This window comes from Arthrobacter sp. BPSS-3 (assembly GCF_044628475.1).
Lineage (GTDB): Bacteria > Actinomycetota > Actinomycetes > Actinomycetales > Micrococcaceae > Arthrobacter.
The window spans coordinates 111,558-137,792 of the sequence record NZ_JBIMMV010000001.1 but is presented as its reverse complement, the minus strand read 5'-3'; the positions used below and the strand labels follow the sequence as shown (position 1 = coordinate 137,792).

General features: G+C 70.4%; 25 protein-coding genes. 11 read left to right on the top strand and 14 right to left on the bottom strand.

The genetic code is table 11. The features are described 5' to 3' along the window. Window positions 1-22: 22 nt before the first annotated feature. The 7 genes from ACFVY3_RS00690 to ssd all read right to left on the bottom strand — a co-directional run bounded on the left by ACFVY3_RS00690 (window position 23) and on the right by ssd (window position 5,542). A complete protein-coding gene (locus tag ACFVY3_RS00690) occupies window positions 23-397 on the bottom strand; it encodes an Rv3654c family TadE-like protein (protein ID WP_400158430.1) in 375 nt (124 codons plus the stop codon). Window positions 398-537: 140 nt separating this feature from the next. Next, window positions 538-984, bottom strand: coding sequence for a TadE family type IV pilus minor pilin (locus ACFVY3_RS00685; protein WP_400158429.1), 447 nt, complete (start codon window positions 982-984; stop codon window positions 538-540). Between the two features lie 95 nt (window positions 985-1,079). Beyond that, complete coding sequence (locus tag ACFVY3_RS00680; protein WP_400158428.1) at window positions 1,080-1,379, bottom strand: DUF4244 domain-containing protein; 300 nt, start codon at window positions 1,377-1,379, stop codon at window positions 1,080-1,082. Window positions 1,380-1,513: 134 nt separating this feature from the next. Continuing rightward, on the bottom strand, window positions 1,514-2,128 hold the full coding sequence (locus ACFVY3_RS00675) for a type II secretion system F family protein (protein ID WP_400158427.1): 615 nt from the start codon (window positions 2,126-2,128) through the stop codon (window positions 1,514-1,516). Beyond that, the gene (locus ACFVY3_RS00670; protein ID WP_400158426.1) at window positions 2,125-2,829 is read right to left on the bottom strand and encodes a type II secretion system F family protein; all 705 of its coding nucleotides are present in this window, start codon (window positions 2,827-2,829) and stop codon (window positions 2,125-2,127) included. The genes ACFVY3_RS00675 and ACFVY3_RS00670 overlap by 4 nt, the downstream gene beginning before the upstream one ends. A 215-nt stretch (window positions 2,830-3,044) precedes the next feature. Next, window positions 3,045-4,328 carry a TadA family conjugal transfer-associated ATPase gene (locus tag ACFVY3_RS00665; protein ID WP_400158698.1) on the bottom strand — a complete coding sequence of 428 codons (1,284 nt, stop codon included), beginning with the start codon at window positions 4,326-4,328 and terminating at the stop codon, window positions 3,045-3,047. 23 nt (window positions 4,329-4,351) lie between these two features. Beyond that, window positions 4,352-5,542, bottom strand: a complete 1,191-nt coding sequence (gene ssd / locus ACFVY3_RS00660) for a septum site-determining protein Ssd (protein WP_400158425.1) — start codon at window positions 5,540-5,542, stop codon at window positions 4,352-4,354. A gap of 133 nt (window positions 5,543-5,675) precedes the next feature. Between ssd and ACFVY3_RS00655 the strand changes: the two genes are divergently transcribed. After that, window positions 5,676-7,385 carry a bifunctional 3'-5' exonuclease/DNA polymerase gene (locus tag ACFVY3_RS00655; protein ID WP_400158424.1) on the top strand — a complete coding sequence of 570 codons (1,710 nt, stop codon included), beginning with the start codon at window positions 5,676-5,678 and terminating at the stop codon, window positions 7,383-7,385. A 181-nt stretch (window positions 7,386-7,566) separates the two neighbouring features. After that, window positions 7,567-7,758 (top strand): YegP family protein, encoded by a 192-nt coding sequence (locus ACFVY3_RS00650; protein WP_377971767.1) that lies wholly within the window; start codon window positions 7,567-7,569, stop codon window positions 7,756-7,758. Here the strand turns inward: ACFVY3_RS00650 and ACFVY3_RS00645 are convergent. The 3 genes from ACFVY3_RS00645 to ACFVY3_RS00635 all read right to left on the bottom strand — a co-directional run bounded on the left by ACFVY3_RS00645 (window position 7,755) and on the right by ACFVY3_RS00635 (window position 10,634). Next, window positions 7,755-8,435, bottom strand: coding sequence for an NUDIX hydrolase (locus ACFVY3_RS00645; RefSeq protein WP_400158423.1), 681 nt, complete (start codon window positions 8,433-8,435; stop codon window positions 7,755-7,757). The genes ACFVY3_RS00650 and ACFVY3_RS00645 overlap by 4 nt on opposite strands. Then, window positions 8,432-9,202, bottom strand: coding sequence for an endonuclease III (gene nth, locus ACFVY3_RS00640; protein WP_364134673.1), 771 nt, complete (start codon window positions 9,200-9,202; stop codon window positions 8,432-8,434). The genes ACFVY3_RS00645 and nth overlap by 4 nt, the downstream gene beginning before the upstream one ends. 91 nt (window positions 9,203-9,293) lie before the next feature. After that, window positions 9,294-10,634, bottom strand: coding sequence for a hypothetical protein (locus ACFVY3_RS00635; protein WP_400158422.1), 1,341 nt, complete (start codon window positions 10,632-10,634; stop codon window positions 9,294-9,296). Window positions 10,635-11,068: 434 nt separating this feature from the next. Between ACFVY3_RS00635 and acs the strand changes: the two genes are divergently transcribed. Genes acs through ACFVY3_RS00615 form a run of 4 tightly spaced genes read left to right on the top strand, consistent with a single transcriptional unit; the run spans window position 11,069 to window position 15,141 of the window. Then, the gene (acs, locus tag ACFVY3_RS00630; protein ID WP_400158421.1) at window positions 11,069-13,096 is read left to right on the top strand and encodes an acetate--CoA ligase; all 2,028 of its coding nucleotides are present in this window, start codon (window positions 11,069-11,071) and stop codon (window positions 13,094-13,096) included. Next, window positions 13,093-13,602, top strand: a complete 510-nt coding sequence (locus ACFVY3_RS00625; protein WP_400158420.1) for an SRPBCC family protein — start codon at window positions 13,093-13,095, stop codon at window positions 13,600-13,602. Before acs ends, ACFVY3_RS00625 begins: the two co-directional genes overlap by 4 nt. Beyond that, window positions 13,599-14,099 carry a type II 3-dehydroquinate dehydratase gene (gene aroQ / locus ACFVY3_RS00620; RefSeq protein WP_377971760.1) on the top strand — a complete coding sequence of 167 codons (501 nt, stop codon included), beginning with the start codon at window positions 13,599-13,601 and terminating at the stop codon, window positions 14,097-14,099. Before ACFVY3_RS00625 ends, aroQ begins: the two co-directional genes overlap by 4 nt. 1 nt (window position 14,100) lies before the next feature. After that, window positions 14,101-15,141, top strand: a complete 1,041-nt coding sequence (locus ACFVY3_RS00615) for a DUF2332 domain-containing protein (protein ID WP_400158419.1) — start codon at window positions 14,101-14,103, stop codon at window positions 15,139-15,141. 3 nt (window positions 15,142-15,144) lie between these two features. Here the strand turns inward: ACFVY3_RS00615 and ACFVY3_RS00610 are convergent, their stop codons facing one another. After that, window positions 15,145-16,326: a MarP family serine protease gene (locus tag ACFVY3_RS00610; protein WP_400158418.1), complete on the bottom strand. Its 1,182-nt coding sequence runs from the start codon at window positions 16,324-16,326 to the stop codon at window positions 15,145-15,147. Between the two features lie 227 nt (window positions 16,327-16,553). Between ACFVY3_RS00610 and ACFVY3_RS00605 the strand changes: the two genes are divergently transcribed. Further along, window positions 16,554-17,231 (top strand): Crp/Fnr family transcriptional regulator, encoded by a 678-nt coding sequence (locus tag ACFVY3_RS00605; protein ID WP_290256164.1) that lies wholly within the window; start codon window positions 16,554-16,556, stop codon window positions 17,229-17,231. 79 nt (window positions 17,232-17,310) lie between these two features. Here the strand turns inward: ACFVY3_RS00605 and ACFVY3_RS00600 are convergent, their stop codons facing one another. Genes ACFVY3_RS00600 through ACFVY3_RS00590 form a run of 3 tightly spaced genes read right to left on the bottom strand, consistent with a single transcriptional unit; the run spans window position 17,311 to window position 18,929 of the window. Continuing rightward, window positions 17,311-18,222, bottom strand: coding sequence for an NUDIX hydrolase (locus ACFVY3_RS00600; RefSeq protein WP_400158417.1), 912 nt, complete (start codon window positions 18,220-18,222; stop codon window positions 17,311-17,313). 15 nt (window positions 18,223-18,237) lie between these two features. Further along, window positions 18,238-18,771, bottom strand: a complete 534-nt coding sequence (locus ACFVY3_RS00595; protein ID WP_364133871.1) for a RidA family protein — start codon at window positions 18,769-18,771, stop codon at window positions 18,238-18,240. Window positions 18,772-18,773: 2 nt separating this feature from the next. Continuing rightward, window positions 18,774-18,929, bottom strand: a complete 156-nt coding sequence (locus ACFVY3_RS00590; RefSeq protein WP_003797879.1) for a DUF4177 domain-containing protein — start codon at window positions 18,927-18,929, stop codon at window positions 18,774-18,776. Between the two features lie 37 nt (window positions 18,930-18,966). Here ACFVY3_RS00590 and ACFVY3_RS00585 point away from each other — a divergent pair, with 37 nt between their 5' ends. From ACFVY3_RS00585 to ACFVY3_RS00570, 4 genes are all read left to right on the top strand, one after another. Next, window positions 18,967-21,324, top strand: a complete 2,358-nt coding sequence (locus ACFVY3_RS00585; protein WP_364133874.1) for a transglycosylase domain-containing protein — start codon at window positions 18,967-18,969, stop codon at window positions 21,322-21,324. 3 nt (window positions 21,325-21,327) lie between these two features. Then, window positions 21,328-22,275 (top strand): metallophosphoesterase, encoded by a 948-nt coding sequence (locus ACFVY3_RS00580; RefSeq protein ID WP_400158416.1) that lies wholly within the window; start codon window positions 21,328-21,330, stop codon window positions 22,273-22,275. 168 nt (window positions 22,276-22,443) lie between these two features. After that, on the top strand, window positions 22,444-24,261 hold the full coding sequence (locus ACFVY3_RS00575; RefSeq protein WP_400158415.1) for an ABC transporter ATP-binding protein: 1,818 nt from the start codon (window positions 22,444-22,446) through the stop codon (window positions 24,259-24,261). Next, window positions 24,258-26,141, top strand: coding sequence for an ABC transporter ATP-binding protein (locus ACFVY3_RS00570; protein WP_400158414.1), 1,884 nt, complete (start codon window positions 24,258-24,260; stop codon window positions 26,139-26,141). Before ACFVY3_RS00575 ends, ACFVY3_RS00570 begins: the two co-directional genes overlap by 4 nt. Window positions 26,142-26,235 lie beyond the last annotated feature (94 nt).

Genomic DNA, 26,235 nt, shown 5'->3' with positions numbered 1-26,235 from the left:
CGCGCCTGCCACACCTGGTCGCTTATGGGGTGCCTTCCCCTGCGGGAGGGCCTGCGCGGGCCAGACCGGTGGCGGTCCCGAACGGTGCCCGGGTGTGGAGTTCGGTGCCGACTTGGACTGTGTCCCCGCTCTCGATACTGCAGGAGCTGATCCGGGCGTCGTTCCGGGCGGCGACCTCCGCGGCGACGGCGCAGGGCTCCCCCGGCGCCAGTCCGCGGGCGGCATCGGCGGCTGCGAGGGCGGCGAGGTCCGCCGCGGCGGCGGCCCGCGAGGCGAGGACCGCCGCCTGGGCGAGCAGCCCCACTGCGCTCCCGGCCACCAGCAGCACGAACACCAAGGCGAGCGCCAGCACGGTACCGGAGCCCCGCTCGGACTCTTGGACGCGCGTCCGCGTCACGGCCACCACCGGACTAACACGGAGGACAGAGCGACCGTGCCCCTCGGAATCCCGGGCGCGCGCCTCCGTCACGATGCCCACCGGCCCATCACGGCGGACAGCGCCGTCGATGCCTTCGGAACCCCGGATGCGCATCCCCGTCACGAAACCCACCGGCCACGCAGATCGGACCGGGCAGGCCTCGCCGCCGTGAGCGGCCAGGGGGCCGTGGGGCTGATCGCGGTGCCAGGCGGATGCCCGGCCGTCGGTGTCGATGGTGCCGCACCGTCAACGGTCTCCGGGCGGGCCGAGGCTCGGGCCGTCAATGGCCACGGCACTAGCCGGCCCGCGGCGCCCCGGACAGGTCCGGTCACCGTGACGCTGAGCCACCCGCCGTCGGAGGCCACCGCCGCGCTCGCCGAGTCTCCGGCCACCTGGCGGACCACGGCGGACACGGACGCCTGGTCCTCGCCGCGGGCCAACGCCCGGGCACCGGCCCTCGCGGCCTCCTCCAGCCTCAGTTGCGTCAGTCCCGCTGCGGCCCCGGTCAAAAGCAGCCCCAGCACCAGCAGCACTGCCGGCAACGCGACGGCGAATTCGGCCGTCACGGCGCCACGTTCGCCGGGAGCAGCGGCTGGACCATGACGTCCCGGCGGTGCAGGCACGCTCCGACCCGTCGGGGCCCGGCCGTCCGGCCAGAGGGTCATGGCAGGGCCAGCGCGGTCCGGATCACGTTGAGCAGGAATCCGCGCACCTCGTCGCTGCGCATGATCAGGACCAGAAGTCCGGCGAAGCCGACGGCGGCCAAGGTCGCGATCGCGTATTCTGCGGTCGCCATTCCTGCCTCGGAACCGCGCCAGATGCTTGTCCGCCTGCGGCGAGGCGAGACGCTCCGGACGGGAGTGGCCTGCCGTGCGCCGGGATAGATTTCCCGGACCTCGGCCGACGCTGCATCTGCGGAGGAGTCCTCCGGGGCTGCGGGGATCTGTGGATGAAAGCTCATGGATAGTCCTCTCGGGTTGTCCGGCGCGCCGGCCGGCTGCTTCCAATCTCCCCGCCGCGGTAAACCCTCGACAGGTCCGCATACGTCCAAGTGGATAACTCAGGCTGTGGAGGAACTGTGGCCCGGTGCCTACTTCAGGGACCCGAAGGAAGCATGGCCAGCAGTACCGGAACGATGCCCAAGCAGACGAAGGCCGGGAGGGAGCACAGACCCAGCGGCACCACCAAGCGCACACCGAGGGCGGCTGCGCGGCGCTCCGCGGCCCTGAACTGTTGCCGCCGCATACGGGCCGCCTGCGCGTACAGCATGGCCGACGATGGGGCCCCTGTGACCGCCGCGAACCGCAACGCCTCCCGCAGGGCGTCCAGCTCCTCCGGAAGCCCCGGCGCGCCCCGCCAGGCCGTGTCCCAGTCGGCGCCGAGGGCCAGGGCCGCAGCAACCGGTTGCAAGTGGACGCGTAAGTCAGGGTCGGCTCGGCCGGCCAGAAGCCCCAGGGACCGGCCGAGGCCTGCACCGGCGTCGAGCATGGCCCCGATCAGCTCCATCATCATGGCGGGATCCCGCAGGCCGCCCGTCGGTTCCGGAGGCTTTCCGCCGGCCGGATCACGGCCGCACAGCGGATCTCCCACGGCTCCGTGCCGCGCCCGGGCGAGCCACCGCCGCGGCAGCATCGCCCGGTCCAGGAGCAGGACCGTGGCGGCCACGGCGAGCAACAGGGCTACGCCAAGGCTCCCGGCGGGCGCGGTCACCAGCGGTGCCCCTCGGCGGAGCGGACCAGGCGGCGCGACCAGATCCTTCCGGCCGCTGCGAGGCCGGCACCGGCCGTCAGGCAGAGCAGGCCGAGCGGAGTTCCGAGCAATATCCCTGCCGCGTCGACTCCGAGCAGCATGGCGAGTGCGAGGCCTGCAAAAGGCAGCCACGTCAGGATGGCAGCGGTTGCCTTGGGACCGGCCAGCGCGGTCCGCCGGGCGCCGGCAGCGTCGTCGCCGGCTTCGAGGTGTGCGGCGTAGCGGGTCAGGATGTCTGACAGTGGGCATCCGCTGGCTTCGGCAATGTCGAAGCAGGCGGCCAGTTCCAGCCAGACGCCCCGCTCCGCAGACTGTCCCGCCGGTTGCCGGTGGCCCGCCGCGGTTCCCTCCTCGCGGGCCAGCCGTCGGCGAATGGCCCCGCCAATGGGAGCCCCTTGTCCGGCCGCGGCCCGGGCTGCGGACAGAAGCTCCAGCGATCCGGCGCTCAGCGTGGGCATCCCCGGTCGGCCTCCGGTCAGCGGGCGCACCCGGCGGCCGGGTGCGGGGCCAGGATGAGGGGCCGTCGGAACGGGCGCGTGGTCTGCGCCCGAGCCGGCGTCGTCATACCGTGCCCCGTACAGGAGCCAGAGCTCGTCCCAGACACGCCCGACGGACCGCCCACCCTTGAGCAGGGCGGATAGTTGTTGCACCAGGACGGTCATGGAGGCCTCCTCGGCACCGGCGTCCCGCCGCCGATGAAGGAGCCGAAGGGCGTTCCGGACCGGGCCACTATCCGTACCGGGCACAGTCGGTCGATGCCCCGGTCCCGGCGGCGCCGATGGATCGGCGAGCGCCACACGCATCCGCCGCCGGGACGGGCGGACGGAACCACTCAGGACCCCGACGGCTAGCGCCAAGGCCACACCCAGCAACACAGTCACGGCGTCGTTCCGGGCAGGAAGAACCCCGGCTCCTGGACCTCCGCACCCTCATCAGGAACTTCCAGCGGCAAGGGGCCGGTGACCGCCGTGACCGGCAGCCCGAGCCGGGCGGCCAACGCCGGCCACGCCGGGCCGCCCCGCACGGCGCCGTCGGCCGATTCCAGGGCGGTGGCCACCACGAGTCCGGAACCGTCGTCCCGCATCAGCCCCACCGATGCCACCTGCCGTCCGTGACGGGTCCGTTCCAGGTGCACCACCGCGTCGAGGGCACTGGCGGCCTGCAGTCGGACGGCGTCCGGGCCGAGTCCGGCGAGCGCCCCGAGCGCCGTGAGCCTGGCCGGCACGGCAGCGGCGGTATTCGCGTGGATGGTGCCGCCGGCTCCCGTGTGGCCGGTGTTCATGGCCGTGAGCAACTCCCGGACCTCTGCCCCGCGGCACTCTCCGACGATGAGCCGGTCGGGCCTCATCCGCAGCGCATGTCGGACCAGTTCGCCCAGGTCAACGGCACCGCCGCCCTCGATGTTGGTGTGCCGCGACTCCAGGCACACGACGTGGGGATGCACCGGGTTGAGTTCCGCAGCGTCCTCGATGAGCACCAGCCGCTCCCTGGGACTGCAGAGCCCCAAAAGAGTGGCCAGCAGCGTCGTTTTTCCGGAGCCCGTGGCGCCGCTGATCAGGAAGCTGAGCCGCCGCTCCACGATCCGCTCCAGCACGGTCCGCAGCAGCGGCCCGAACATGCCGGCACGCCCCAGTTCGTCGAGGGAGAACACGGTGGCCCGGCGGATCCGCACACTGAGCAGCGTCCCACCGGTGGAAATCGGCGGCAAGACCGCGTGGACCCGGAAGCCACCCTCCAGGCGGACGTCGACGCACGGGGAACTGTCATCGAGCCGTCGCCCGCCGGCAGCCACCAGCCGCGCCGCCAGCGCACGGACCTGTGCCTCGCCAGTGAAGGTCACCGGTGCGCGTTCCAGGCCCCGGCCGCGGTCCAACCAGACGGAGGTCGGCCCGTTCACGAAGATGTCGGTCACCAGCGGGTCCCTCACCAGCGGTTGCAGCGGGCCGAGCCCGGTCAGCTCCGCGCTGATGGTTTCCACGGCGGCCAACGAGCCGGCGGTGCCCAGCAACCGTCCGCTCGCCTGAACGGCGGCCGCCACCCGGGAAGCGGTGACCGGTCCGGCGTCGGCCAGGACCGAGGTCCGGACGGCTTCGAGCAGCCCCGCATCGGGGCCGGGGCTGACCTCCCGCTGCCGCCGTTGTCCAAGGCTGGGCGCGTCCACCGGACCAGCCGCGGCGTGGGCGCTCACGGGACCGCCGCGCTCGCAGCATCCAGGGCCGCCGCGGCAAACCGCTGCACGCTGCGCCGGTTCCCGGTCTCCAACAGCCGGCCGAGCTCGGTGGCGGCGGCGATCCCGCGGATTTCGGGCAACACGCCCGCCACCGGCAGCCCGACGCATTCCGCCAGCAGCTGCTCGTCGACGGCGACGCCGGGACGGTTGCGGACCACCAGGGAGGTCTCCACCGGCGGCAGCTCGGGAACGAGCCGGGCCGCGGCCACGGCGGCGCGCAGCTGGGCCGGCAGAACGACGAGGAGCCTGTCGCACTCCCAACCAAACGCCCGCAGCGCCTCCCGTCCGCGGCCGGTATCCACCACCACGAGCTCATAGCCGCGCCGGGCCGCGTCCAGCACCACCGCCGCCGCGGCGGGACCGAGCGCCGGGCCCGGTTGCCGGTTCCCGGGCCACGACAGGAAGGAGAAACCCCCAATGACCGGCAGGGCGCTGTGCAGCGTGGCCGGGTCGATACTCCCGCTGGCATCCGTGAGGTCGGGCCAGCGGAGGCCGGGTTCCTCCTCGGCGGCCAGCGCCAGCTCCAGACCACCGCCCCAGGGGTCGCCGTCGACCAGCAGTACCCGGACGCCCTGGCGAGCGGCTTCCTGGGCCAGCCAGACCGCCGTCGTGGTCGCGCCAGCGCCGCCGCAGCCGCCGACGATGCCGAGGACGTGACCGCCCGGCTCTTCGCTCCCGGAACGGCTGAGGTATTCGGCCAGCCACGGGCCGCCCTCGGGGAGCACCGCGACGCGTTCGGCTCCAACGGCGGCGGCCAGGCGCCAGAGCCCGTCACCGTCACCGCTCAATCCAACGACGACGGCGGGTGCGCGCCGCCGGTAGGGCAGCTCCGTGATGTCACCGCCCACCAATACGGCTCCGGCCACGGCCCAGTAGGCCGCTGCCTCCTCGACGCCGGCGACGCAGGTCAGCTGCCGCCCGGTAACCGCCACGATGCGCTCGACCTCCAGGCGCAGCGGCTCGGACGCGGTCACCAGCAACGTTTCGGCGGCGCCGCCGACCTCTTGGGCGTCCGGCAGCCACCGGGGCTCCCCCGGACCCGCCCTCCGGCCGCCGGCGCCGGTGCCCTGCCACGGCGGGCCGGGAAGCGGCACCCCGGCCGTCGGCCGTTCCGGAGGGACACTCCTCAGCTCATGCCTGTTCATGGGTCCACCATCCCCACCAGCGCGACGGAAGGTGAGCCGCGGACGCTCTTATGTGGACAACCGGGTGCAATGTGGAGAACCGGCCACACCGCCGTGACCGGACGGGGCCCGACCACAGGGCAGAATTGATCCCATGCATGTGCTGCTCGCCGCCCACCCTGACGGCGCAGCCCTCCAACGCCTCACCCCGGACGGCGCCCCGGATCCCGCCGCGCCCGACATCCGCGTGGTGCCCGCCGCCGACCTGCCCGGCGTCGTCCGCACCCTGGAACGGCAGCGGCCCCGCTGGATCTGGCTCCGCACCCAAGACTGGTACCCGTCGCTGCTGGCCGCCGGCGTCGACGTCGAACGCTGCTACGACCTGACCCTGTGCGGGGCCATCCTCGCCCACGCCGAATTCACCGCCGGGACGCCCTATGCGCGCGCGGCCGAAAAACTTACCCAGGATGGGGACGAGCAGCAGCCGCCCCGGATGCTGCAACCTCCGCCCCCGCCGGCGGATCAGGGCGCCCTCTTCGATGATCTGCTGCCCGCCGCCTCGCCCCGGCATTCCCCCGAGCAGCTTCGAATCGAATACGCCGCCCAGCAGGAAGCCCTGGCCGGTGCCCCGGACCGCGGCGACCGGCAGAAACAGCGCCTGCAGCTCCTCCTCGCGGCCGAATCCGCCGCCGCGATGATCGCCGCGGAAATGCAGCACGCGGGGGTGCCCTGGCGCGAGGAATTGCACGAACAGATCCTCGCTGACTTCCTGGGGCCCCGTCCCGCCCCGGGACACCGGCCGGCCAAACTCGAGGCCCTGACCGTCGAACTGCGCACCCTCCTGCAGTCGCCCGCCCTGAACCCGGACTCTCCGCAGGACCTCATGCGGGCCCTTCACCGCAACGGCATCGAGGTCAAGAGCACCCGGCAATGGGAATTGAAGGAGGCGAAGCACCCGGCGATCGGGCCCCTGCTGGAATACAAGAAGCTGGCCCGGCTGTACACGGCGAACGGCTGGGCCTGGCTGGACGCCTGGGTCTCCGGCAGCCGCTTCCGGCCCGAGTATGTGGTGGGCGGCGTCGTCTCCGGGCGCTGGGCCTCGCGCGGCGGCGGAGCGCTGCAGATCCCGCGGCAGATCCGCGGCGCCGTCCACGCCGACCCCGGCCATAAACTGATCGTCGCGGACGCCTCCCAGCTGGAACCGCGAGTACTGGTGGCGCTCGCCCAGGACGCCCGGATGGCCGACGCCGCGCGGGACAAGGACCTCTACGCGGGCATCGCGGCGCAGGGATTCGGCGGCGACCGCGCCAAGGCGAAGGTGGCCCTGCTGGGCGCGATCTACGGGGCCACCTCGGGCGAATCGGGACGGTTGATGCCGCAGCTGGCCAGGACCTACCCGCAGGCGGTGGGGTTCGTCGAACAGGCCGCCCGCGACGGCGAGGCGGGCCGGACCGTGACTACGCGCCTTGGCCGCAGCAGCCCGCCGCCCTCCGAGCGGTGGCTGCGCAGCCAGCGCTCGGCCTCCGCGGAGGAGCAGCGCCGCGCCGAGTCCCTGGCCCGTTCCCGCGGCCGGTTCACCCGCAACTTCGTCGTGCAGGGCTCGGCGGCGGACTGGGCGGCCTGCTGGCTGGCGGAACTACGCCGGCGGCTGCGCACCATGCGCGCCGGCGGCGGTCCCGTGGGGGAACTGGTCTTCTTCCTCCACGACGAGGTCATGGTGCACTGCCCGGACGACGCCGTCGAGGCCTGCACCCGTGCCATCGAGGAATCAGCTGCCGCGGCCAAGGACCTGTTGTTCGGTCCGATCCCGGTGGAATTCCCGGTCAGCGTCGCCGTCGTCGACTCCTACGACAACGCCAAGTAACGCCCGCACGCCAACGCCCCGCTCCCCCGGGACCCTCGGCGTAACGTACCCGGCGGTAGCGTTGCGGCGCCGGTCGGGGCCTTGTTACGTTCACAAAGTCCCCCGTCGACGCCCGGCCCTCCGGCCGGGCGCGCGGTAGGGACCACTTGGTGATGCAGGCAGGAAACGAGGGGACAGCAACGTGGCTGGCACATTCGAAATCGCGGCGGCAGGAAACGAGTCGTACTACTTCACGCTGACGGCGCCGGACGGCACCGTCGTCGCCGTTTCGCCGCTGTACAACAGCCTGCAGGGAGCCGCCGCCGGGATCACCGCGGTGCGGGAAAACGCCGCCACCGGACTGGTGGTGGACAAGTCCGCCACGCCTGTCTAGGCGTCCACCCCGTGCAGGCGGGTCCGATCCCACGGGACGGACCAGCCCAGCTGGTCGAAGAGCTGGTTCAGGATCATCCCGGTGAATCCCCAGACCACCACGCCGTTGACGGCGAAGGCGGGGCTCTTGAACGTCTGCCCGGCGCGGCTGACGGTGGCCATGATCCGGTTGTCCGGATCCAGCAGGTCCCGCACCGGCACCCGGAACACCTGGGACGACTCGCCGTAGTCCACCACGCGCACCGGCGACGGCGACGCCCACCAGCCCAGGACCGGCGTGACCAGGAAGTTCCCGCGCGGCAGGGCCAGCTCCGGCATGATGCCCAGGACCTCGACGCCAGCGGGATCCAGGCCTGTCTCCTCCTCGGCTTCCCGGAGCGCGGCCTCGGTCACCGTCTCGCCGGGGTCGATGCCGCCGCCGGGGAAGGCCACCTGGCCCGGGTGGTCATCCAGGGTCTGGGCGCGCTGCAACAGCAGGACGTCCAGGTCGGCGGGGGCCAGCAGTTTGACGGAGGCGGCCGGGACGTCGTCGAGGGACCCGAACAACATCAGCACCGCGGCGCGCCGCACCCGCTCCCCCGCGGACACGGAGAGTTCGCGCCAGCGCGGGTCCGGCGGCGGCGCAGTTCCGGCCTCGACGGCGGACACCAGATCGATTAGGTCCTGCCGGGCCGTCATGGCGTCCTCCGCTGCGATTCCATCCGGATTTCCGCGGCCCGGTGGGTTTCGGCGAGCAGCTTCCCCAGCAGCTCTTCCTGGCCGGGTGCCAGCTCATACTTGAGGAGTTTGCGGGCCTTCTCCGGATCCGTTTCGCCGGCCCCGTAGCTGGGGCACCAGTTGGCCACCGCGCAGGCACCGCATGCGGGTTTGCGGGAGTGGCAGACGCGCCGGCCGTGGAAGACGACGCGGTGCGAGAGCATGGTCCAGTCCCGGGGTTCGAACAGTTCGGCGACGTCGGATTCGACTTTGACGGGGTCGTCCGAGTCGGTCCACCCGAAGCGCCGGGCCAGGCGGCCGAAGTGGGTATCCACGGTGATTCCGGGGATTCCGAAGGCGTTTCCGAGAACCACGTTGGCGGTCTTCCGGCCGACGCCGGGAAGCGTTACCAGGTCCTCGAGCCGGCCGGGCACCTCGCCGTCGAACTCGTCGACGAGCCTGGTGCCCAGCGCCATCAGGCTCCGCGCCTTGGCCCGGAAGAATCCGGTGGGTTTGATGATCGCTTCCAGTTCGGCCGGTTCCGCCTCGGCCAGGCTGCGCGCGTCCGGGTAGCGGGCGAACAGCAACGGCGTGATCTGGTTAACGGTCACGTCCGTGGTCTGGGCGGAGAGCACCGTCGCAACTACGAGTTCGAACGGGCTGCGGAAGTCCAGTTCGGCGTGGGCGTAGGGGTACTGCTCGGCCAGCGCGCGGTTGATGCGGCGGGCCCGGCGCTTGAGCGCCAGCATGCTTTCGCCGGAGGCACTCCGGGGCGCACCGGCCGCGCCGGTGCCCGCCCCGGCCGCCGTCTGCTTCCCCGCCCTGCTGGCCACGGCGGGTCTAGCCGCGCTCGATGTTGCTGAGGTCCCGGAGCACTCCGACGCGTCCGTCCGTGTGCTGGACGAGGAATTCATGGCCGCGGTCTTCGAGCGCCAGCACCCAGCCGCCGGGCTCGACCACGAAGGACGGGGTCCCGGTGCGCTCATCGACGGCGGTGCGTGGCTGGGCGACGGCGAACCAGAAGGCCTCGTAGGCGGGCTGGGCGCTTCCCTGTTCCGGACGGCTGGCCGGGTCGACCGTGGCACCAATGGGTTCCTGCTGGCGGACCTGCGGCGTGAGGGCCGTCGGAGCGTCGTGACCGGCGGGCGGGACCGGCGCCGCGGCGGCCTGAGTCTGCTCGGAGGCGGGGGCCGCGTCGGCCTGTTTGCCGGCGGGGGCCACGGATGCGGAGGGTACGGATGCGCCGGATCCGGCCGGTGCCGACGCTGCTCCCGCGGTTGCGGCCGGGGCCGGGTGGGCGGCGGTGGCGGCATCTGCTGCGGGAGCCGCAGGCGCGTGGACCGCTTCGGGACGGCCGGCGGCCGGTGCGACGACGCCGTGAGCCTGGGTGGCCGGCTCGGCGGACGGGCGGGCTACCCGCGCCGCGTCGTGGGCTTCGTACCCGCGCGGGGTGGGTTCGGAGGTCGCGTTGCTAGCGGGGCCGCCGGAGGGGCTCATCCGCTTGGCCCAGCCGGCCAGGGCTGCGCCCGGCTTGGAGGCGGAGCCTTCGGCGGCCGGCTTGGCGGCCTTGGGGGCACGGGGGCGGCGGACCGGGGCGGCAGCCTCGCGGGCGACGACGTGGGCGGGGGCCTCGGCGCGGTGCAGGAAGTCGCCGGCGAGCGCCGGGATCAGGCGGCCAAGGACCGTGGCGGTGAAGAGACCGATCGCGCCGATGAGGCCCAGCAGCATGCTGGGAACGAAGGCGCCGGCGGCGGCCAGGAAGAAGAACGCCACGCTGAAGCTCGCGACGACGGAGCCGAACTGGTCAACAGACAGGGATCCGACCCGGAGCCGGGTGCCCGGGCTGACCCGTCGGGCGACGAACAGGGCGGCGACGATCAGCGGCAGGAGGATCCCGAGGCCCAGGAAGAACAGGCTGCCCAGGTTCCAGAGGTTGTACCGGACCGCGAACATCGGGATCAGGGAGGCGACGAAGAGCACCAGGACGGACCCGAAGACGGTGAGGTCCCGGACGGTGAACGGGCCGGCAACAGCCTCGTTGTTCTTGATGTTCGGCTTGTCCACGGTGAAACGCGGCTGCTCCGCCTTGCCGTGGGACGGCGCCTGCACGGAGGACTGCTGCTCCGCCGGTCCGTCGGTGCGGTTGGGCGCGCGGAGCTGCCCGTTGCCTTGCTCGTTCATTCTGTTCTCCTTAGCGTGGCCGCACCCTGGACAGTGCGGCCTAACGGCAGGCAAAAAAGGGACCCTTAGCGGTCCCCTTTGCCCCCATCGGATGTCACGACTTCATCTCAGCCTAACCAAGTGCCGGACCGATCACTAGCTGACCGGCCGTCACTCCAGCACCAGATTGCGAAGTCTTTCGCGGCGGCTCCCACGGCGCGGCCGCCCCCGGCGGAGCGCGGCACCGGGGCGCCGCTCGGCGCTAAATAAACACCGTTCGCGGCGGTCGATGTGACGGGGCACACGTTCTGTCAGGGCCGGGCGCTAGGGTGTATTTCGGAACAGCACACGAGGCACGTCCGTGACCGGCCGGTGCCCGGAGCCGCGCAGGCGGCACCGGGAGCGGTTGAGCACGGCGTCCGCGCAGCACGGATCGATGAATGATGAGGTTCACCATGTCCCAGCAGACCCCCGGGTCCACCGTCCCCGCCCGGCAGGGCGACGCCTTCGAAAACCTGTCGCAGGAAAACCGGAAGTTCGCCCCCTCGGCGGAGTTCGCGGCCAATGCCGTGGTCACCGAAGCCGAGTACGCGGAGGCCGACGCCGACCGGCCGGCGTTTTGGGCAAAGCAGGCCCGCAGCCTGCTGAGCTGGAGCAAGGACTTCACGCAGACGCTGGACTGGTCCGATCCGCCCTTCGCCAAGTGGTTCGTCGGCGGCGAAGTCAACGCCGCGTACAACGCCCTGGACCGGCACGTCGAGGCCGGCAACGGCGACCGGGTGGCGATCCACTTCGAGGGAGAGCCCGGCGACACCCGGACCTACACCTATGCCCAGCTCACCGAGGAAGTAAAGAAGGCCTCGAACGCCTTCGAGTCCCTCGGCATCGTCAAGGGCGACCGGGTCGCCGTCTACCTGCCGATGATCCCCGAGGCGGTCATCACGCTGCTGGCCTGCGCCCGGATCGGCGCCATCCACTCGGTTGTGTTCGGCGGTTTCTCGGCCGAGGCACTCCGCTCCCGCATCGACGACGCCGAGGCCAAACTCGTCGTCACCGCCGACGGCACCTACCGCCGCGGCAAGCCCAGCCCGCTCAAGGCCGCCGTCGACGAGGCCCTGGCCCACGAAGGTGACGGCACCGGCCACACGGTCCAGAACGTCGTCGTGGTCAAGCGCAACGGCCAGGACGTGGACTGGCACGAGGGCCGGGACCACTGGTGGTCGGACACCGTGGACGCCGCCTCCGCCGTGCACACCGCCGTCGGCCACGACTCAGAGCACCCGCTGTTCATCCTCTATACCTCCGGCACCACGGGGAAGCCCAAGGGCATCCTGCACACCACCGGCGGCTACCTCACGCAGGCGGCCTACACCCACCGCGCCGTGTTCGACCTGCACCCCGAGACGGACGTGTATTGGTGCACGGCCGACGTCGGCTGGATCACCGGCCACTCCTACGTCGCCTACGCGCCGCTGATCAACGGCGCCACCCAGGTGATGTACGAGGGCACGCCGGACTCCCCGCACCAGGGCCGCTGGTGGGAGATCGTGCAGAAGTACAAGGTCTCCATCCTTTACACCGCCCCGACGGCCATCCGGACCTTTATGAAGTGGGGCAAGGACATCCCCGGCAAGTACGACCTCTCCTCCATCCGGGTCCTCGGGTCCGTCGGCGAACCCATCAACCCCGAGGCGTGGATGTGGTACCGCGAGGTTATCGGCGCCAACGCCGGAGCCAACGGCGAGAAGAAGGAGAATCCCGCACCGATCGTGGACACCTGGTGGCAGACCGAGACCGGGGCGCAGATGATCGCCCCGCTGCCCGGGGTCACAGCCACCAAGCCCGGCTCCGCGCAGGTGCCGCTGCCCGGCATCGCCGTGGACGTGGTGGACGAGGCGGGCGAGTCCGTCCCCAATGGCGCCGGTGGCTACCTGGTGATCCGCGAGCCGTGGCCCTCCATGCTGCGGGGCATCTGGGGTGACCCGGAGCGGTTCAAGGACACGTACTGGTCCCGGTTCGAGACGATGTACTTCGCCGGCGACGGCGCCAAGAAGGACGACGACGGCGACATCTGGCTGCTGGGCCGGGTCGACGACGTCATGAACATCTCCGGCCACCGGCTCTCGACCGCGGAGATCGAGTCGGCGCTGGTCTCCCACCCCGCGGTTGCCGAGGCCGCCGTCGTCGGCGCCGCTGACGAGACCACCGGCCAGGCCGTCGTGGCCTTCGTCATCCTGCGCGGCGACGCCGTGGATTCAGGCGACGCGATGGTGCAGGAACTGCGCAACCACGTGGGCAAGGAGATCGGCCCGATCGCCAAGCCCAAGACCATCCTGATCGTCCCGGAACTGCCGAAGACGCGGTCCGGCAAGATCATGCGGCGGCTACTCAAGGACGTGGCGGAGGGCCGCGAGGTGGGAGATGCCACCACCCTGGCGGACAACACCGTGATGGCGCAGATTGCGGCCTCGCTGAAGAAGTGACCGGCCGGCGGCCCGGAAAGGCACGTCCCGGGGCTGCTGCGGTGGTGGGCGGGAGACGGTGGAGCGTCTCCCGCCGCATCGCCGCGCCGGCCCCGGTGGTGTGGCGCCTGCTCACCGACATCAGGTTCTGGCCGCTTTGGGGACCTTCGATTACCGGGGCGGAGCTGGCAGGGCACCGCCCCGGCGGTGAGGAACACGTGCTCCGCGCCGGGAGCCGGGGAAGGGTCCGGACCTTGGTGGGCGTGAGCCTGCCCTTTATCGTCACTTCCTTCGAGGAGGGCTCCTTCCGGGACGGGTGCGATGAAAAAGGTAGCGCCTGGTCCTGGGCGGTCGCCGGCGTGGCCGCCACCGGGCACCTCGTCGCCGCCGTCCCCGGCGGATGCCGTGTCACCTTCACCGTTCCATGGTGGGCTCCGCCGTACCTGCTCGTCTGCGCCGTCGCCCTGCGCCGGATCGACCGGCTGGCGGCACGGGAGGCCCGCGACGCGCTAGATTGTGAACCATGAGCGAAGCGATCTCCCCCGGGGCCGCCACCGACGGCGCCGTCACCGACGCCGGGCGCGGCACCATCCTGGTCCTCAACGGACCCAACCTGAACCTGCTGGGGACCCGGGAACCGGAGAAGTACGGCACGGCCACGCTCGCCGACGTCGAACGGCTCGCCGTCGAGGCCGGCGCCGCCCATGGCCTGGCGGTGGAGTGTTTCCAGTCCAACCACGAGGGCGCGCTGGTGGACGCCATCCACGCCGCCCGCGGCAAGGCCATCGGCATTGTCCTGAACGCCGGCGCCTACACCCACACCTCGGTTGCCATCCGGGACGCGATCAGCGCGGTGCAGATCCCCACGGTGGAGGTCCACATCACGAATGTGCACGCCAGGGAACCGTTCCGGCACACGTCCTACCTCTCGGACATCAGCAAGGCGGTCATCGCGGGCGCAGGCGTCCTCGGTTACCGGTTCGCCGTGGACTACCTGGCGGCCCTGGACTCGGGCCGGGCCTGACATGACCCCGGCGGCAGGGACCGGCGCCACGGCCGACTGGTACAGGAACTTCGGCACCGTCGATGCCCCGGGCAACTCCCCCTGCTACGCCGACTGGTCCCTGCAGATCGCCGAGGACGCCGCCCTGGTGGAACGCATCGACCGGTGGCCGCACGCCAAGCGCCAGCCCCTCCTGCTGCTGGCCGCGGCGCGCTACGCCGGGGCCGCGACCGGTCCGTACCCGCAGTTCCGGGCCTTCCTGGACGCGCACTGGGACGAGGTGTCCCGGACGGTCCTGGGGCGCTCCACCCAGACCAATGAGGCGGGCCGGTGCGCCGCGCTGTTGCCTTCCCTGGCCAGGATCGCCGCGGCCGAGGACCGGCCCCTCGCCCTGCTGGAGGTCGGGGCCTCCGCCGGGCTGACCCTGTTTCCCGACCGGTACGGGTACGAATTCGTCGACGGCGGCGCCCTGAGACGGCTGGACCCGCCGGATGCGGCGCCGGGCAGCTACCCGGTGCTGCGCTGTGACACCAAGGGACCGGTCCCGTTTCCGCCCAAGGTGCCGGAGGTGGTGTGGCGGGCGGGGATCGACCTGAACCCGTTGGACGTCAACAATCCCGACGACGTCGCGTGGCTGGAGGCGCTGGTCTGGCCCGAACAGGACTTCCGCCGCGAGCGGCTACGGCAGGCGATCGCCGTCGCCCGCGCCACGCCGCCGCGGCTCGTGGCCGGCGACCTGAACGAGCACCTGGTCAGCCTCGCGGCCGAGGCCCCGCCGGAGGCCGCACTGGTGGTCTTCCACAGCGCGGTAATGGCCTACCTGGACGCGGACGGGCGGGAACGCTTCCGGGACACCATCGCCCTGCTCGCCGCGGACCGGGGCTGCCACTGGATCTCGAACGAGGGCCACATGGTCATCGTGCAGCCGGACGGGTCCAGTGTGGTTCCGGAGATGGACGAGGGGCGGCTCCGGGGACGCTTCCTCGTGATGGAGGACGGCGTGCCCGTGGCCGCGGCCGGGCCCCACGGCCAGAGCCTGGAATGGCTCGAGGGCGCGGGCTAAGGCCTACTTCTTGATGCACTGCCCGGGCGAGACCAGGTCCCCCAGGCCGGAGGCCTTCGCCGCGACCGGTCCCAGGTCGTTCATGGTGATCGCGAACCCGAGGGAGTTCTCCGACGTCGACTTCGCGAAGACCACCCCGGCTACCTGGCCGTCCGTGGTCAACAGCGGGCCGCCGGAGTTGCCCGGCTGGACGTCGCCCGCCAGCCGGTAGACGTCCTCCGGGGCGGCGTTGTTGCCATAGATGTCCGGCACCAGCACGGTGGCGATGTCCCGGATGGCGGCCGGCTTGGACTGGAATGGGCCGCCATGCGGGTAGCCGGCGAACGCGGCCGGGCTCCCGGCGGGCAGGTTGGAGCTCAACTGAAGCGGTGCGGAGCGGAGGCCGTCCACGGCCAGGACCGCCAGGTCGTGCTGGCTGTCGAAGTAGACCACCCGGCCGGGAAGCGCGCCGCCGCCGGGCACCTCGACGACCGGTTCGGGCACGCCCGCCACGACGTGCGCGTTGGTCACCACGCGCCCGGCTGAGACGACGAACCCGGTCCCGGTCTGGTTCTGGCCGCACTGGTAGGCAGTGCCGGCGATCTTCAGGACCGATGCCGAGGCGCGGTTCAGCGCGGGAGTGTCGGTGCTGGCGTCCGGGACGGGGACCGGCTGGCCACCGATCCCCTCGAACAGGGTGGGAATACCGTCGCCGATGACGGCGGAGCGCAGCTGCGCGAGGGAAGCCTTGACGGGCGTGGGGGTGACGCCGTCGATGAAGCCGATCACCTTGGAGTCGGCAAGCTGCTGCGAGACCAGCGGGACGCCGAGGGCGCTGATGCTGAAGGCCAGCATGGACATCACCAGGGCGGACACGGCGACGTTGACGCCGCCGCCGACCACCCGGTCCACAAACCGCAGCGGACTGGGTTTGACGACGCTGCGGATGCGCCGGCCGATCATGGTGCCGAGCCCGTGCCCCAGCATCATCAAGGCCACGGTCGCGGCGATGATGGCGGTGAGCCGCCACCCCGGGTCGCCGACGAGGTCGCTGACGAGGGGCACCGCGAAGAACGCGGCCACGGCTCCGGCGGCGAACCCGGCGATGCCGCCGAGGGTCACCAGGAACCCGTTGCGCAGGCCGTAGATCAGGTAGGACAACAGCGTCAGGATCAACGCGAGGTCCAGGATGGTCAAGCCAAACAACGGGGCTCCTTAGGGGCTGGTAGGAGGCTCATTCTACCGGTGCACCCTGACAGTTTGCGGGGCACGGGCCGCCGCCGGATCGTCACCGGAGCAGCTGCGGGGTACCCGCCGGGCCCGGCACCGCCGCGTCTTCTGGCGCGTCCCGGTGCCAAGTACGTCACAGAAGCCGCAAAATTCTGAAACAATGGCTGAAGCGCCCCAGCCGACACAGTTAGTCAGGAGTTTTCATGGATATCGAGGTATTGCGCCGCGCACCCCTTTTTGCCACGCTCGACGACGAGGCCTTCCGTCTGCTGACGGACGAGCTCACCGAGGTGGACCTTTCCCGCGGTGCCTCGGTCTTCCGGGAAGGCGACCAGGGCGACCAGCTCTACTTCATCGTCTCCGGCAAGGTGAAGCTCGGCCGCACCTCCCCCGACGGCCGCGAGTCGCTGCTGGCGATCCTCGGACCGGGCGAGCTGTTTGGTGAGATGGCCCTCTTCGACCCGAGCCCCCGCACCGCCACCGCGACGGCCGTCTCCGAGACCCGCCTCGCGGGCCTGAAGAACGAGAGCCTGAACGCCCTGCTCCGCAGCCGCCCCGAGGTGTCCGCCCAGCTGCTGCAGGCACTGGCCCGGCGCCTGCGCCGCACCAACGACTCCCTCTCCGATCTGGTCTTCTCCGACGTTCCGGGCCGCGTGGCGAAGGCCCTGCTGGACCTCGCCGACCGCTTCGGCCGTCCGGCGACCGACGGCGTGCTGGTCGCCCACGAACTGACCCAGGAAGAGCTCGCGCAGCTGGTCGGCGCCTCCCGCGAGACGGTCAACAAGGCCCTGGCAGAGTTCGTCCAGCGCGGCTGGCTGCGGCTCGAGGCCCGCGCCGTCGTCATCCTGGACATGCAGCGCCTCCGCCAGCGCTCCCGCTAAACGCACCCCAGCAGCAAACGCGAAAGGGCCGGCTCCGATTTCCTCGGAGCCGGCCCTTTGGCGTAGTTGACGGGCGGGGCTAGCGTTCGCGCTGGGGCTCGTTGGCGACGGTTTTGGCGGCCTCGACCTCGAGCATGAGCACGCCGTCCTCCTCCAGCAGCGTCGGCTGGTAGACGTGGGCGCTGCGCTTGTAGCTGAGGTAGGCGATGCAGCCGTTGGCGCTGGCCATCTTCTCGAGCATGATCTCCGAGCCGGGAACCAGGAGCTGGCCGAGGCGGAGACCCACGGTGTTCGGCTGGCCCACCTCGTCACCCAACGCGGTGGTGTCCCGCTCGGCAATGACCTTGCGGACGCAGACCCAGCGCGCCCACACACCCTTGCTGGCCAGCATGGACGGCTGCTGGTTCATCGGCACGGTGGCGGCGAAGTAGCGGGTATTGAAGCGCCGGTGCGAGAAGTCGGGGCTGAGCCAGTTGACCAGCGGCTTGAGCAGGTCGGTGCGGACGGAGAGTCCGCGCTTGGCCAGCACGTCGGTGAAGGATTTCTCCTGATCCGCGACGGCCTCGCGGGCCCGCATCCACTCCGGGGAGGTGTTGTTCTCCACGGTTGAGGACAGGTCCGGGCCGGCGAGCAGGATGCCCGTCTCTTCGAAGAGCTCCCGGATCGCGCCGATCACGTGCCGGCGGGCGAGTCCGACGTCGGCCGTACCCATCCGCTCGGCCCAGTACGACGGCGGCGGCCCCAGCCAGCCGACGGCGTCGTCGTCGGAGGACTCCAGCGAGCCGCCCGGGAAGGCGAGCACGCCCAGCGGCGAGGTGCCCGGCCGGTAGCCGAGCCAGGTCTCCAGGCCCGTGGGCGAATCGCGGAGCAGCACCACGGAGGAGGCGAAACGCGGGGCGCGCGGGGTGCGCTCCCCGTGCTCCAGCCAGCTGCGGGCCGCTCCCTCGAGGTCCGGAGGAAGATCAAACAAACGTCGTGCGAGGTGTGGCAAGGAAAGCGACCGGCCTTAGGCGAATTCTGCGATCAGTTCGACTTCCACCGGGGAATCGAGCGGCAGGACGGAGACACCGACGGCGGAGCGGGCGTGCTGGCCGGCGTCGCCGAGAACCTTGCCCAGCAGCTCGGAGGCACCGTTGATGACGCCGGGCTGGCCGGTGAAGGACGGGTCGGAGGAGACGAAGCCGACCACCTTGACGATCCGGGTGATCCGGTCCAGGTCGCCGATGACGCTCTTGACCGCGGCGAGGGCGTTCACGGCGCAGATCGCGGCGTAGCGCTGGGCGTCTTCCGGGGAGACGGTGGCCTCGTCGGAGGCACCCTCGGCGCCGGAGGAGACCTTGCCGGTCTCTTCCAGGCGTCCGCCGACAAACGGCAGCTGGCCGGAGGTGTAGACGTGGTTGCCGGAGACGACGGCGGGCACGTAGGCGGCCACGGGTGCGGCCACCTCGGGGAGCGTCAGGCCGAGTTCGGCGAGGCGCTGTTCGACGGCGGACGTGGCGCCCGCGGAGGCTGCCGGCGTCGTGGCTTCGGACGTGCTCATGGTTACTGCTTCTCCCGCTTCAGGTAGGCCACCAGGCCGTTGCCGTCGGGGCCCGGAACTACCTGCACCAGCTCCCAGCCGTCGTCACCCCACTGATCAAGAATCTGCTTGGTGGCGTGAATAATGAGCGGAATCGTGGCGTACTCCCATTTGGTCATGAAGGAAAGCCTAGTGCTTGCCGCTAAAGTGGAAAACATGGCGACTGGTAAGAACCCTGTATTCGACACTGCCACCACCCTCGGAAAGCTCATCCTTTTCCTTGGCGTGAGTGTTGTCTGTGGCGTGCTCGTTGCGGGGCTGCTTGTTCCCGCCGCGGCGCTCTCGGGCAACACGGCCAGCGGGTCGATCAAATTCTTTGAGGCCCTCCCGGCGGAACTCCAGGTGGACCCGCCGAGCCAGGCCACCACCATCCTCGCCGCCGACGGCAGCGTGATCGCCAGCGTCTACTCGGAGAACCGCACGCGCGTCTCCCTGGACCAGATGTCTCCGTACATCAAGGACGCCGTGGTCTCGATCGAGGACAGCCGCTTCTACGAGCACGGCGGCGTGGACACCACCGGTATCCTCCGCGCGCTCGTGGCGACCGCCCGCGGCAACAAGCAGGGCGCCTCCACCATCACGCAGCAGTACGTGAACAACGTCATCAACTCCTCTCTGGAGATGGAGGGCAAGAGCGACCAGGTGCTCCTCAACGGCGTCAACAAGAGCATCGGCGACAAGCTCCGCGAGATGAAGCTCTCGATCGCCCTGGAGAAGAAGTTCTCCAAGGAGCAGATCCTCGAGGGCTACCTCAACATCGTCTTCTTCAACCGCGACGCCTACGGCATCGAGGCGGCCTCGAAGTTCTTCTTCAGCACCTCCGCCAAGGACCTGACGCTGCCGCAGGCCGCGCTGCTGGCCGGCCTGGTCAACAGCCCGTCCTTCTACGACCCGATCACCCACCCGGACAACGCCAAGGTCCGCCGCGACCTGGTCCTCAAGGCCATGCTCACCCAGGGAAAGATCAAGCAGGCCGACTACGACGCCGCCGTCGCCACCCCGGTGGAAACCAAGGTGACCCAGCCCAAGCAGGGCTGCGGCAACGCCACCATGGCCCCGTACTTCTGCGACTACGTCATGCACCTGCTGCAGAACAACCCCGCCTACGGCGCGGACGCCGATGCCCGGGAGCGGAAGATTTTCCGCGGCGGCCTGACCATCAAGACCACCTTGGACCCCAAGGCCCAAGCCGTGGCCCAGGAGCAGGTCAACGCCACCGCCGGGGCTAACCCGGACAAGTGGGGAGCCTCGCTGGTGTCCGTCCAGCCCGGCACCGGCAAGATCATCGACATGGCCCAGAACACTTCCTTCCTGGCCGGCGACGGCAAGTTCGATACCCAGCTGAACTTCAACGTCGACGCCTATGACAGCAAGGGCCAGGACCTCAACGGCGTGGGCGGCATGCAGCCCGGCTCGACCATGAAGCCGTTCACGTTTGCGGAGTGGCTGAACGAGGGCAAGTCGATGAACACCATCGTCGACGGCTCCGTCCGGAAATATCCGATCAACTTCAAGTGGAGGAATTCCTGCGGCGTGACCACCGGCGCCTACAACACGGCGGAGTCGGCACTGGGTGCAGCGGACGACCTGCAGAATGCCGAGGACGGCTACTACAAGCCCATGACGGTCCTGCAGGGCCTGTATAACTCCATCAACACGGTGACCTTCGCTTCCGCAGCCCAGTTGGACTTCTGCGGTATCCAGAAGATGGTGGATTCCGTGGGGCTGCACTCGGGACTCCCCGCCAAGGACAAAGACCAAAAGATCATCCTTGATGCCAACGGCAACATCGCGGACCCGAACCCCAAGATCAACATGTTCACGACGGGGAACCTGCTGGGCTCCACCCAGACGTCGCCGCTGGCCATGGCCAGCGCCTTCGCGACCTTCGCCAACGACGGCAAGTACTGCGAGCCGATCGCCATCACCTCGGTGACCGACGCCAACGGAGCGCAGTTGCCAGCCCAGAACACCAACTGCCGGGACGCGGTCAAGCCCGAAGTTGCCCGCGGCGTGAACTACGCGCTGCAGGAGGTCTTGAACCGCGGTTCCGGCTCACTGATCCGGCCGCGGATCTCCACCCGGACCGATTTCCCGATCGGCGCGAAGACGGGTACCTCGAACAACAACGGTTCCACCTGGGTGGTGGGCCACACCACCGGCCTGGCCACCGCCTCCTGGTTCGGTGACGCGCTGGGCGCCCAGGGCCGAGCCGGCCAGAACCTCACGATCAACGGCCAGTTCTACAAGGGCATCGACGGCTACATGCTCGCCGGGCCGCAGTTCTCGAACTTTATGTCCGCCGTTGCCCCGGGCTACGGAACGAATCCGTTCCCGGAGCCGCCGTCCAACCTGCTCAACGGCTACACGCCCAGCCCGGTGCCCAACACCCGGCAGAACACCCAGGCGACGCCGGCACCGAATAACCCGGCACCGAGCAGCCCGGCTGCACCGGCTCCCGCGCCGAGCAGCCCGGCACCGGCCCCGACCAAGCCCGGCAACGGTAACGGCTAACACATGGCCGACATGAGCACGCTGGCGAGCCGCGTCCGAAGCATCGGGCGCGGCCTTGCCGTCACCACCGCCGTCGGAGCCGCGGCGGGTGCCGCCGCCACGGGTTACGGACTGTGGGAGAAGAACCAGTTCGTGCTGCGCGAGGAGTCCCTGGCGATCCTGCCCCCGGGTTACGGCCCGCTGCGCGTACTGCACCTCAGCGACATCCACTTCATTCCCGGGCAGCGTAAGAAGGCCGACTGGCTGGCCTCCCTGGCGGAGCTGGAGCCGGACCTGGTGGTCAACACCGGCGACAATGTCAGCCACGTCAAGGCCATCGGCCCGGTCCTCGACGCCCTGCGGCCATTGCTTCGGTTCCCGGGCGTCTTCGTGCCGGGATCCAATGACTACTACGCGCCTCGGTTCAAGAACCCCGCGTCGTACTTCACCGGCCCCTCCTCCACCCCCAAGACCCCCGTGGCCCTCGACTGGCCCCGGCTGCGCACCGGCTTCGGCATGTCCGGCTGGGTGGACCTGACCAACCGCTGCCAGTCCCTGGTGGTGGACGGCCTCCGGCTGGACTTCTCCGGCGTGGACGACCCGCACCTGCGCCTGGAAAAGTACGCCGGCTGGCCCCGCGGCACCCGCGGCCAGGACACCAAACCGCACCTGCGGATCGCCGTCGCGCATGCCCCCTACCAGCGCGTCCTGGACCACTTCACCGAGGACGCGGCAGACCTGATCCTTGCCGGGCACACCCACGGCGGCCAGATCTGCCTCCCCGGCTACGGCGCGCTCGTAGCTAACTGCGACCTGCCCACCTGGCGGGCCAAGGGCCTGCACGACTGGGAAAGCAACGGGCGGACGACGCCGGTCAACGTCTCCGGCGGCATCGGCACCTCACGCTTCGCCCCGGTCCGCATCGCCTGCAAGCCCGAGGCCGTGCTGCTGACCCTCACCGCGAAGGCTTAGACGCACCGGCCCGCAGCGGTCCGGTCATTACGGAACATAATTTCTGTGCCAGATTCGCGGGGGCCGCAGAATGCTGTGAACGTGGTCACGCCATGGCCTAGGGTAGTTGCTACCGGAAACTACATTCAGTTGCGTAAACCCTTTCGCAGTTGCAGTTAAGAAGCAGGCATGGCTACACAGACCCCGTTCTTCACTTCCATCAACCGCCTCTATCCCCACGTCCGGCCGATCCTGCCGCGCCTGATCATGGGCCTGCTCAGTGCCCTGATGGCCAGCGTCGTCGCCCTCGCCATCCCGCAGGTACTGCGGGTACTGATCAACGATTCGCTCAAGCCCGGCGGCAGCGGCCAGGCCGTCTGGATCTCCGCCGGGATCGTCCTGCTGCTTGGCATCGCCGAGGCCGGACTGGTGGCCTTGCGCCGGCAATTCGTGATCAACCCCGCCACCACGGTGGAAACCCGGATGCGGGTCTCCCTCTACGACCACCTGCAGGACCTCGCCGTGGCGTTCCACGACCGGTGGGGGTCCGGGCAGCTGTTGTCCCGGGCCATGACGGACCTGAACTTCCTCCGCCGCTGGATGGCCTTCGGCGCGATCATGCTGGTGGTCACCACGCTGACCGTGCTGATCGGCGTCGTGGTCATGTTCGCCATGAGCTGGCAGCTGGCCCTGATCTTCCTCGCCGCGGCCGTGCCGATCATGATCTACGGCTTCCGGTTCCGGACCCGGTACTCCAAGGTGGCCCGCCGCAGCCAGGACCAGGCCGGTGACCTGGCCACCACCGTGGAGGAATCGGTCCACGGCATCCGCGTGCTCAAGGCGTTCGGGCGCAGCCGCGAGGCCCTGGAGAACTTCAACGAACAAGCCGAGGAGCTGCGCCAGACCGAGATCGACAAGGCCAAGCACCTGGCCACCTTCAGCCTGGTGGTCACGCTGCTGCCCGAGCTGGCCCTCGGCGCCGGCCTCGTCGTCGGCGTCCTGCTCGCCGCCGACGGCCAGCTCAGCATCGGCGCCCTAGTGGCCTTCTTCGCCACCGCCGCCGTCATCGCCGCCCCCGTGGAAGTCTGCGGCATGCTCCTGGCCATGGCGCTGACCGCCAAGACCGCCATCGACCGGCACTTCGAGGTGATGGACGCGGTGAACACCATCACCAGCCCGGAGCAGCCCCGCAGCCCGGCCGACCTGAAGGGGGCGCTGTCCTTCCGGCACGCCACCTTCGCCTTCGACGACGCCCCGGACAAGCCCATCCTTAAGGACATCACCCTGGACATCAGGCCCGGCGAGACCATGGCACTGGTGGGCATCACCGGCAGCGGCAAGAGCGCCCTGCTGCAACTGGTCCCCCGCCTGTTCGACGTGACCGCCGGTTCGGTGGAGATCGACGGCGTTGACGTGCGCGAGTTCGACGTCGCCGGGCTGCGCAGCGCCGTGGCCGTCGCCTTCGAGGACACCACCCTGTTCTCTAACTCGGTCCGGGACAACGTCCTCCTCGGCGTCGCCGACACAGTCCCCCCGGAGCGCCGGGAGGAGATCCTGGCCGAGGCCCTGGATACCGCCCAGGCCCACTTCGCCTACTCGCTGCCCGAGGGACTCGACACCCTGATCGGCGAGGAGGGCCTCAGCCTCTCCGGCGGCCAGCGCCAGCGCATCGCCTTGGCCCGCGCCGTCGCCGCCGACCCCACCGTGCTGGTCCTCGACGACCCGCTGTCCGCCCTGGACGTCAATACCGAGGAACTGGTGGAAACCCGGCTGCGTGAGGTCCTCGCGGACACCACCACCCTGGTGGTGGCACACCGGCCCTCCACCGTTGCCCTCGCGAACCGGGTGGCCCTGCTGCAGGACGGCCGGATCACCGCGGTGGGTACCCACACCGAACTGCTGGCGGAGAACAGCCACTACCGCTACGTCATCGCCAGCCTGGACCCGGAACCGCGGGACCTGGACTCCGAGCTCTCCGCCCTCGAGGCGGAGGAGGTTTCGCCATGAGCACCGCCACCTTCGGCACCGCGAACGAGGACAACGCCCACCTCTCCAAGGCCGAGAGCCGCGCCGTGCGGCGCCGCTCCCTAGCCCTGCTGGGCTCGCTGATCCGGCCCGTCCGGCTGCGCTTCTGGCTCACCATCGCCGCCGTCGTGCTGTCCCAGGCCGCACGCGTGGCCGGCCCCGCCCTGATCGCCTTCGGTATAGACCGGGCGCTCCCGGCGCTGCGCTCCGGCGACAGCTTCCCGCTGGTCTTCGCCGGCGCAGCCTACCTGGCGGCGGCGATCGCGACGGCGGGACTGACCGCCCTCTACGTGACGTCCACCGCCCGGCTGAGCCAGTCAATGCTGCTGGACTTGCGGGTCCGGGTCTTCCGACAGACGCAGCGGCTGAGCCTGGAGTTCCACGAGAAGTACACCTCGGGCCGGATCATTGCCCGGCAGACCTCCGACCTGGAAGCGCTGCGCGAACTCCTGGACTCCGGGGTTTCGTCGCTCGCGTCGGGGCTGCTGTTCATGATCTTCACGGCCATCACCATCTTCGCCCTGGACTGGCGCAGCGGCCTGCTGGTTCTGGCCGCCGGCATCCCGATGTACTTCCTGTCCCGCTGGTACCAAAAGCACTCGCAGATCGCATTCCGGGAGTCCCGCGTGGTCTCGGCACGGCTGATCGTGCACTTCGTGGAGACCATGACCGGCATCCGTGCCGTGAAGGCCTTCCGCAAGGAACGGCAGAACGCCGAACGCTACGCCGAACTGTCCGAGGAATACCGGCTGGTCACGGTCCGTTCGATAAACCTCAACGGCGTCTTCCAGCCCGGCCTGGTGCTGATCGGCAACATCTGCGTCGCGGTCGTCCTGCTGGTGGGTGGCTTCCGGGTGCTCGACGGCGGCCTGGCCGTCGGCGTGCTACTGGCCCTGATCCTCTCCACCAAGCGCTTCTTCCAGCCGGTGGACCAGATGGCGATGTTCTACAACTCGTTCCAGAGCGCCCAGGCGGCCCTCGAGAAGGTCTCCGGCCTCCTCGAGGAGGTACCCACCGTCCGGCCGCCGGAACACCCGGTGGCCCTCCCCCGCGCCACCGGCCGGATCGACTTCAACCAGGTGGAGTTCCGCTACGGTGACGGCCCGGTCATCATCCCCACCCTGGACCTGCACATCCCGGCCGGCCAGACGGTCGCGCTAGTGGGCCAGACCGGCGCGGGCAAGTCCACGCTGGCCAAGCTGATCGCCCGGTTCTACGACGTCTCGGCCGGGTCGTTGACGCTCGACGGCGTCGACCTCCGGCAACTCGCGACGGCGGACCTGCGCCGCAACGTCGTCATGGTCACCCAGGAGGCCTTCCTGTTCAGCGGCACCGTGGCGGACAACATCGCCCTGGGCCGGCCGGACGCGAGCCGCGAGGAGATCGAGGCGGCGGCCAAGGCCGTCGGCGCGCACGGGTTCATCACCGAGCTGCCGGACGGCTACGACACCGACGTGAACAAGCGCGGCGGCCGCGTGTCCGCCGGCCAGCGACAGCTGATCAGCTTCGCCCGCGCCTTCCTGGCCCGGCCCGCGGTGCTGATCCTGGACGAGGCCACCTCCTCCCTGGACATCCCGTCTGAGCGCATGGTCCAGGCCGGGCTGGCCAGCCTGCTCCGCGGCACCGGGGCGGCGGATGGAACCGCTGCGGACGGCGCTCCGGCCGGCCGTCCCGACAACGGCCACGTCGGCAGCCGCACCGCGCTGATCATCGCGCACCGGCTCTCCACCGTGGAGACCGCGGACCGGGTGCTGGTGGTCCACGACGGCAAGGTGGTGGAGGACGGGTCGCCCGCGGAACTGATCGGCGGGGGCGGCCGTTTCGCCACCCTGCACGGGGCCTGGAAGGATTCGCTGGTCTGAGCCGGAGCCGCCGGTGCCCGCCCGGATGGGTAACACCGCCGAGGGAGGACGTTTCGGCGGTCCCGATTTCGCATCCGGGGCCGGTATCGGATAC

Coding starts and splice junctions, on each gene's coding strand:
- ACFVY3_RS00575 (WP_400158415.1), top strand. CDS start 22,444: ATGGCTACACAGACCCCGTTCTTCACTTCCATCAACCGCCTCTATCCC.
- ACFVY3_RS00590 (WP_003797879.1), bottom strand. CDS start 18,929: ATGACCAAATGGGAGTACGCCACGATTCCGCTCATTATTCACGCCACC.
- ACFVY3_RS00595 (WP_364133871.1), bottom strand. CDS start 18,771: ATGAGCACGTCCGAAGCCACGACGCCGGCAGCCTCCGCGGGCGCCACG.
- acs (WP_400158421.1), top strand. CDS start 11,069: ATGTCCCAGCAGACCCCCGGGTCCACCGTCCCCGCCCGGCAGGGCGAC.
- ACFVY3_RS00580 (WP_400158416.1), top strand. CDS start 21,328: ATGGCCGACATGAGCACGCTGGCGAGCCGCGTCCGAAGCATCGGGCGC.
- ACFVY3_RS00585 (WP_364133874.1), top strand. CDS start 18,967: ATGGCGACTGGTAAGAACCCTGTATTCGACACTGCCACCACCCTCGGA.
- ACFVY3_RS00670 (WP_400158426.1), bottom strand. CDS start 2,829: ATGACCGTCCTGGTGCAACAACTATCCGCCCTGCTCAAGGGTGGGCGG.
- nth (WP_364134673.1), bottom strand. CDS start 9,202: ATGCTGGCGCTCAAGCGCCGGGCCCGCCGCATCAACCGCGCGCTGGCC.
- ssd (WP_400158425.1), bottom strand. CDS start 5,542: ATGAACAGGCATGAGCTGAGGAGTGTCCCTCCGGAACGGCCGACGGCC.
- ACFVY3_RS00635 (WP_400158422.1), bottom strand. CDS start 10,634: ATGAACGAGCAAGGCAACGGGCAGCTCCGCGCGCCCAACCGCACCGAC.
- ACFVY3_RS00645 (WP_400158423.1), bottom strand. CDS start 8,435: ATGACGGCCCGGCAGGACCTAATCGATCTGGTGTCCGCCGTCGAGGCC.
- ACFVY3_RS00615 (WP_400158419.1), top strand. CDS start 14,101: ATGACCCCGGCGGCAGGGACCGGCGCCACGGCCGACTGGTACAGGAAC.
- ACFVY3_RS00605 (WP_290256164.1), top strand. CDS start 16,554: ATGGATATCGAGGTATTGCGCCGCGCACCCCTTTTTGCCACGCTCGAC.
- ACFVY3_RS00655 (WP_400158424.1), top strand. CDS start 5,676: ATGCATGTGCTGCTCGCCGCCCACCCTGACGGCGCAGCCCTCCAACGC.
- aroQ (WP_377971760.1), top strand. CDS start 13,599: ATGAGCGAAGCGATCTCCCCCGGGGCCGCCACCGACGGCGCCGTCACC.
- ACFVY3_RS00680 (WP_400158428.1), bottom strand. CDS start 1,379: ATGAGCTTTCATCCACAGATCCCCGCAGCCCCGGAGGACTCCTCCGCA.
- ACFVY3_RS00570 (WP_400158414.1), top strand. CDS start 24,258: ATGAGCACCGCCACCTTCGGCACCGCGAACGAGGACAACGCCCACCTC.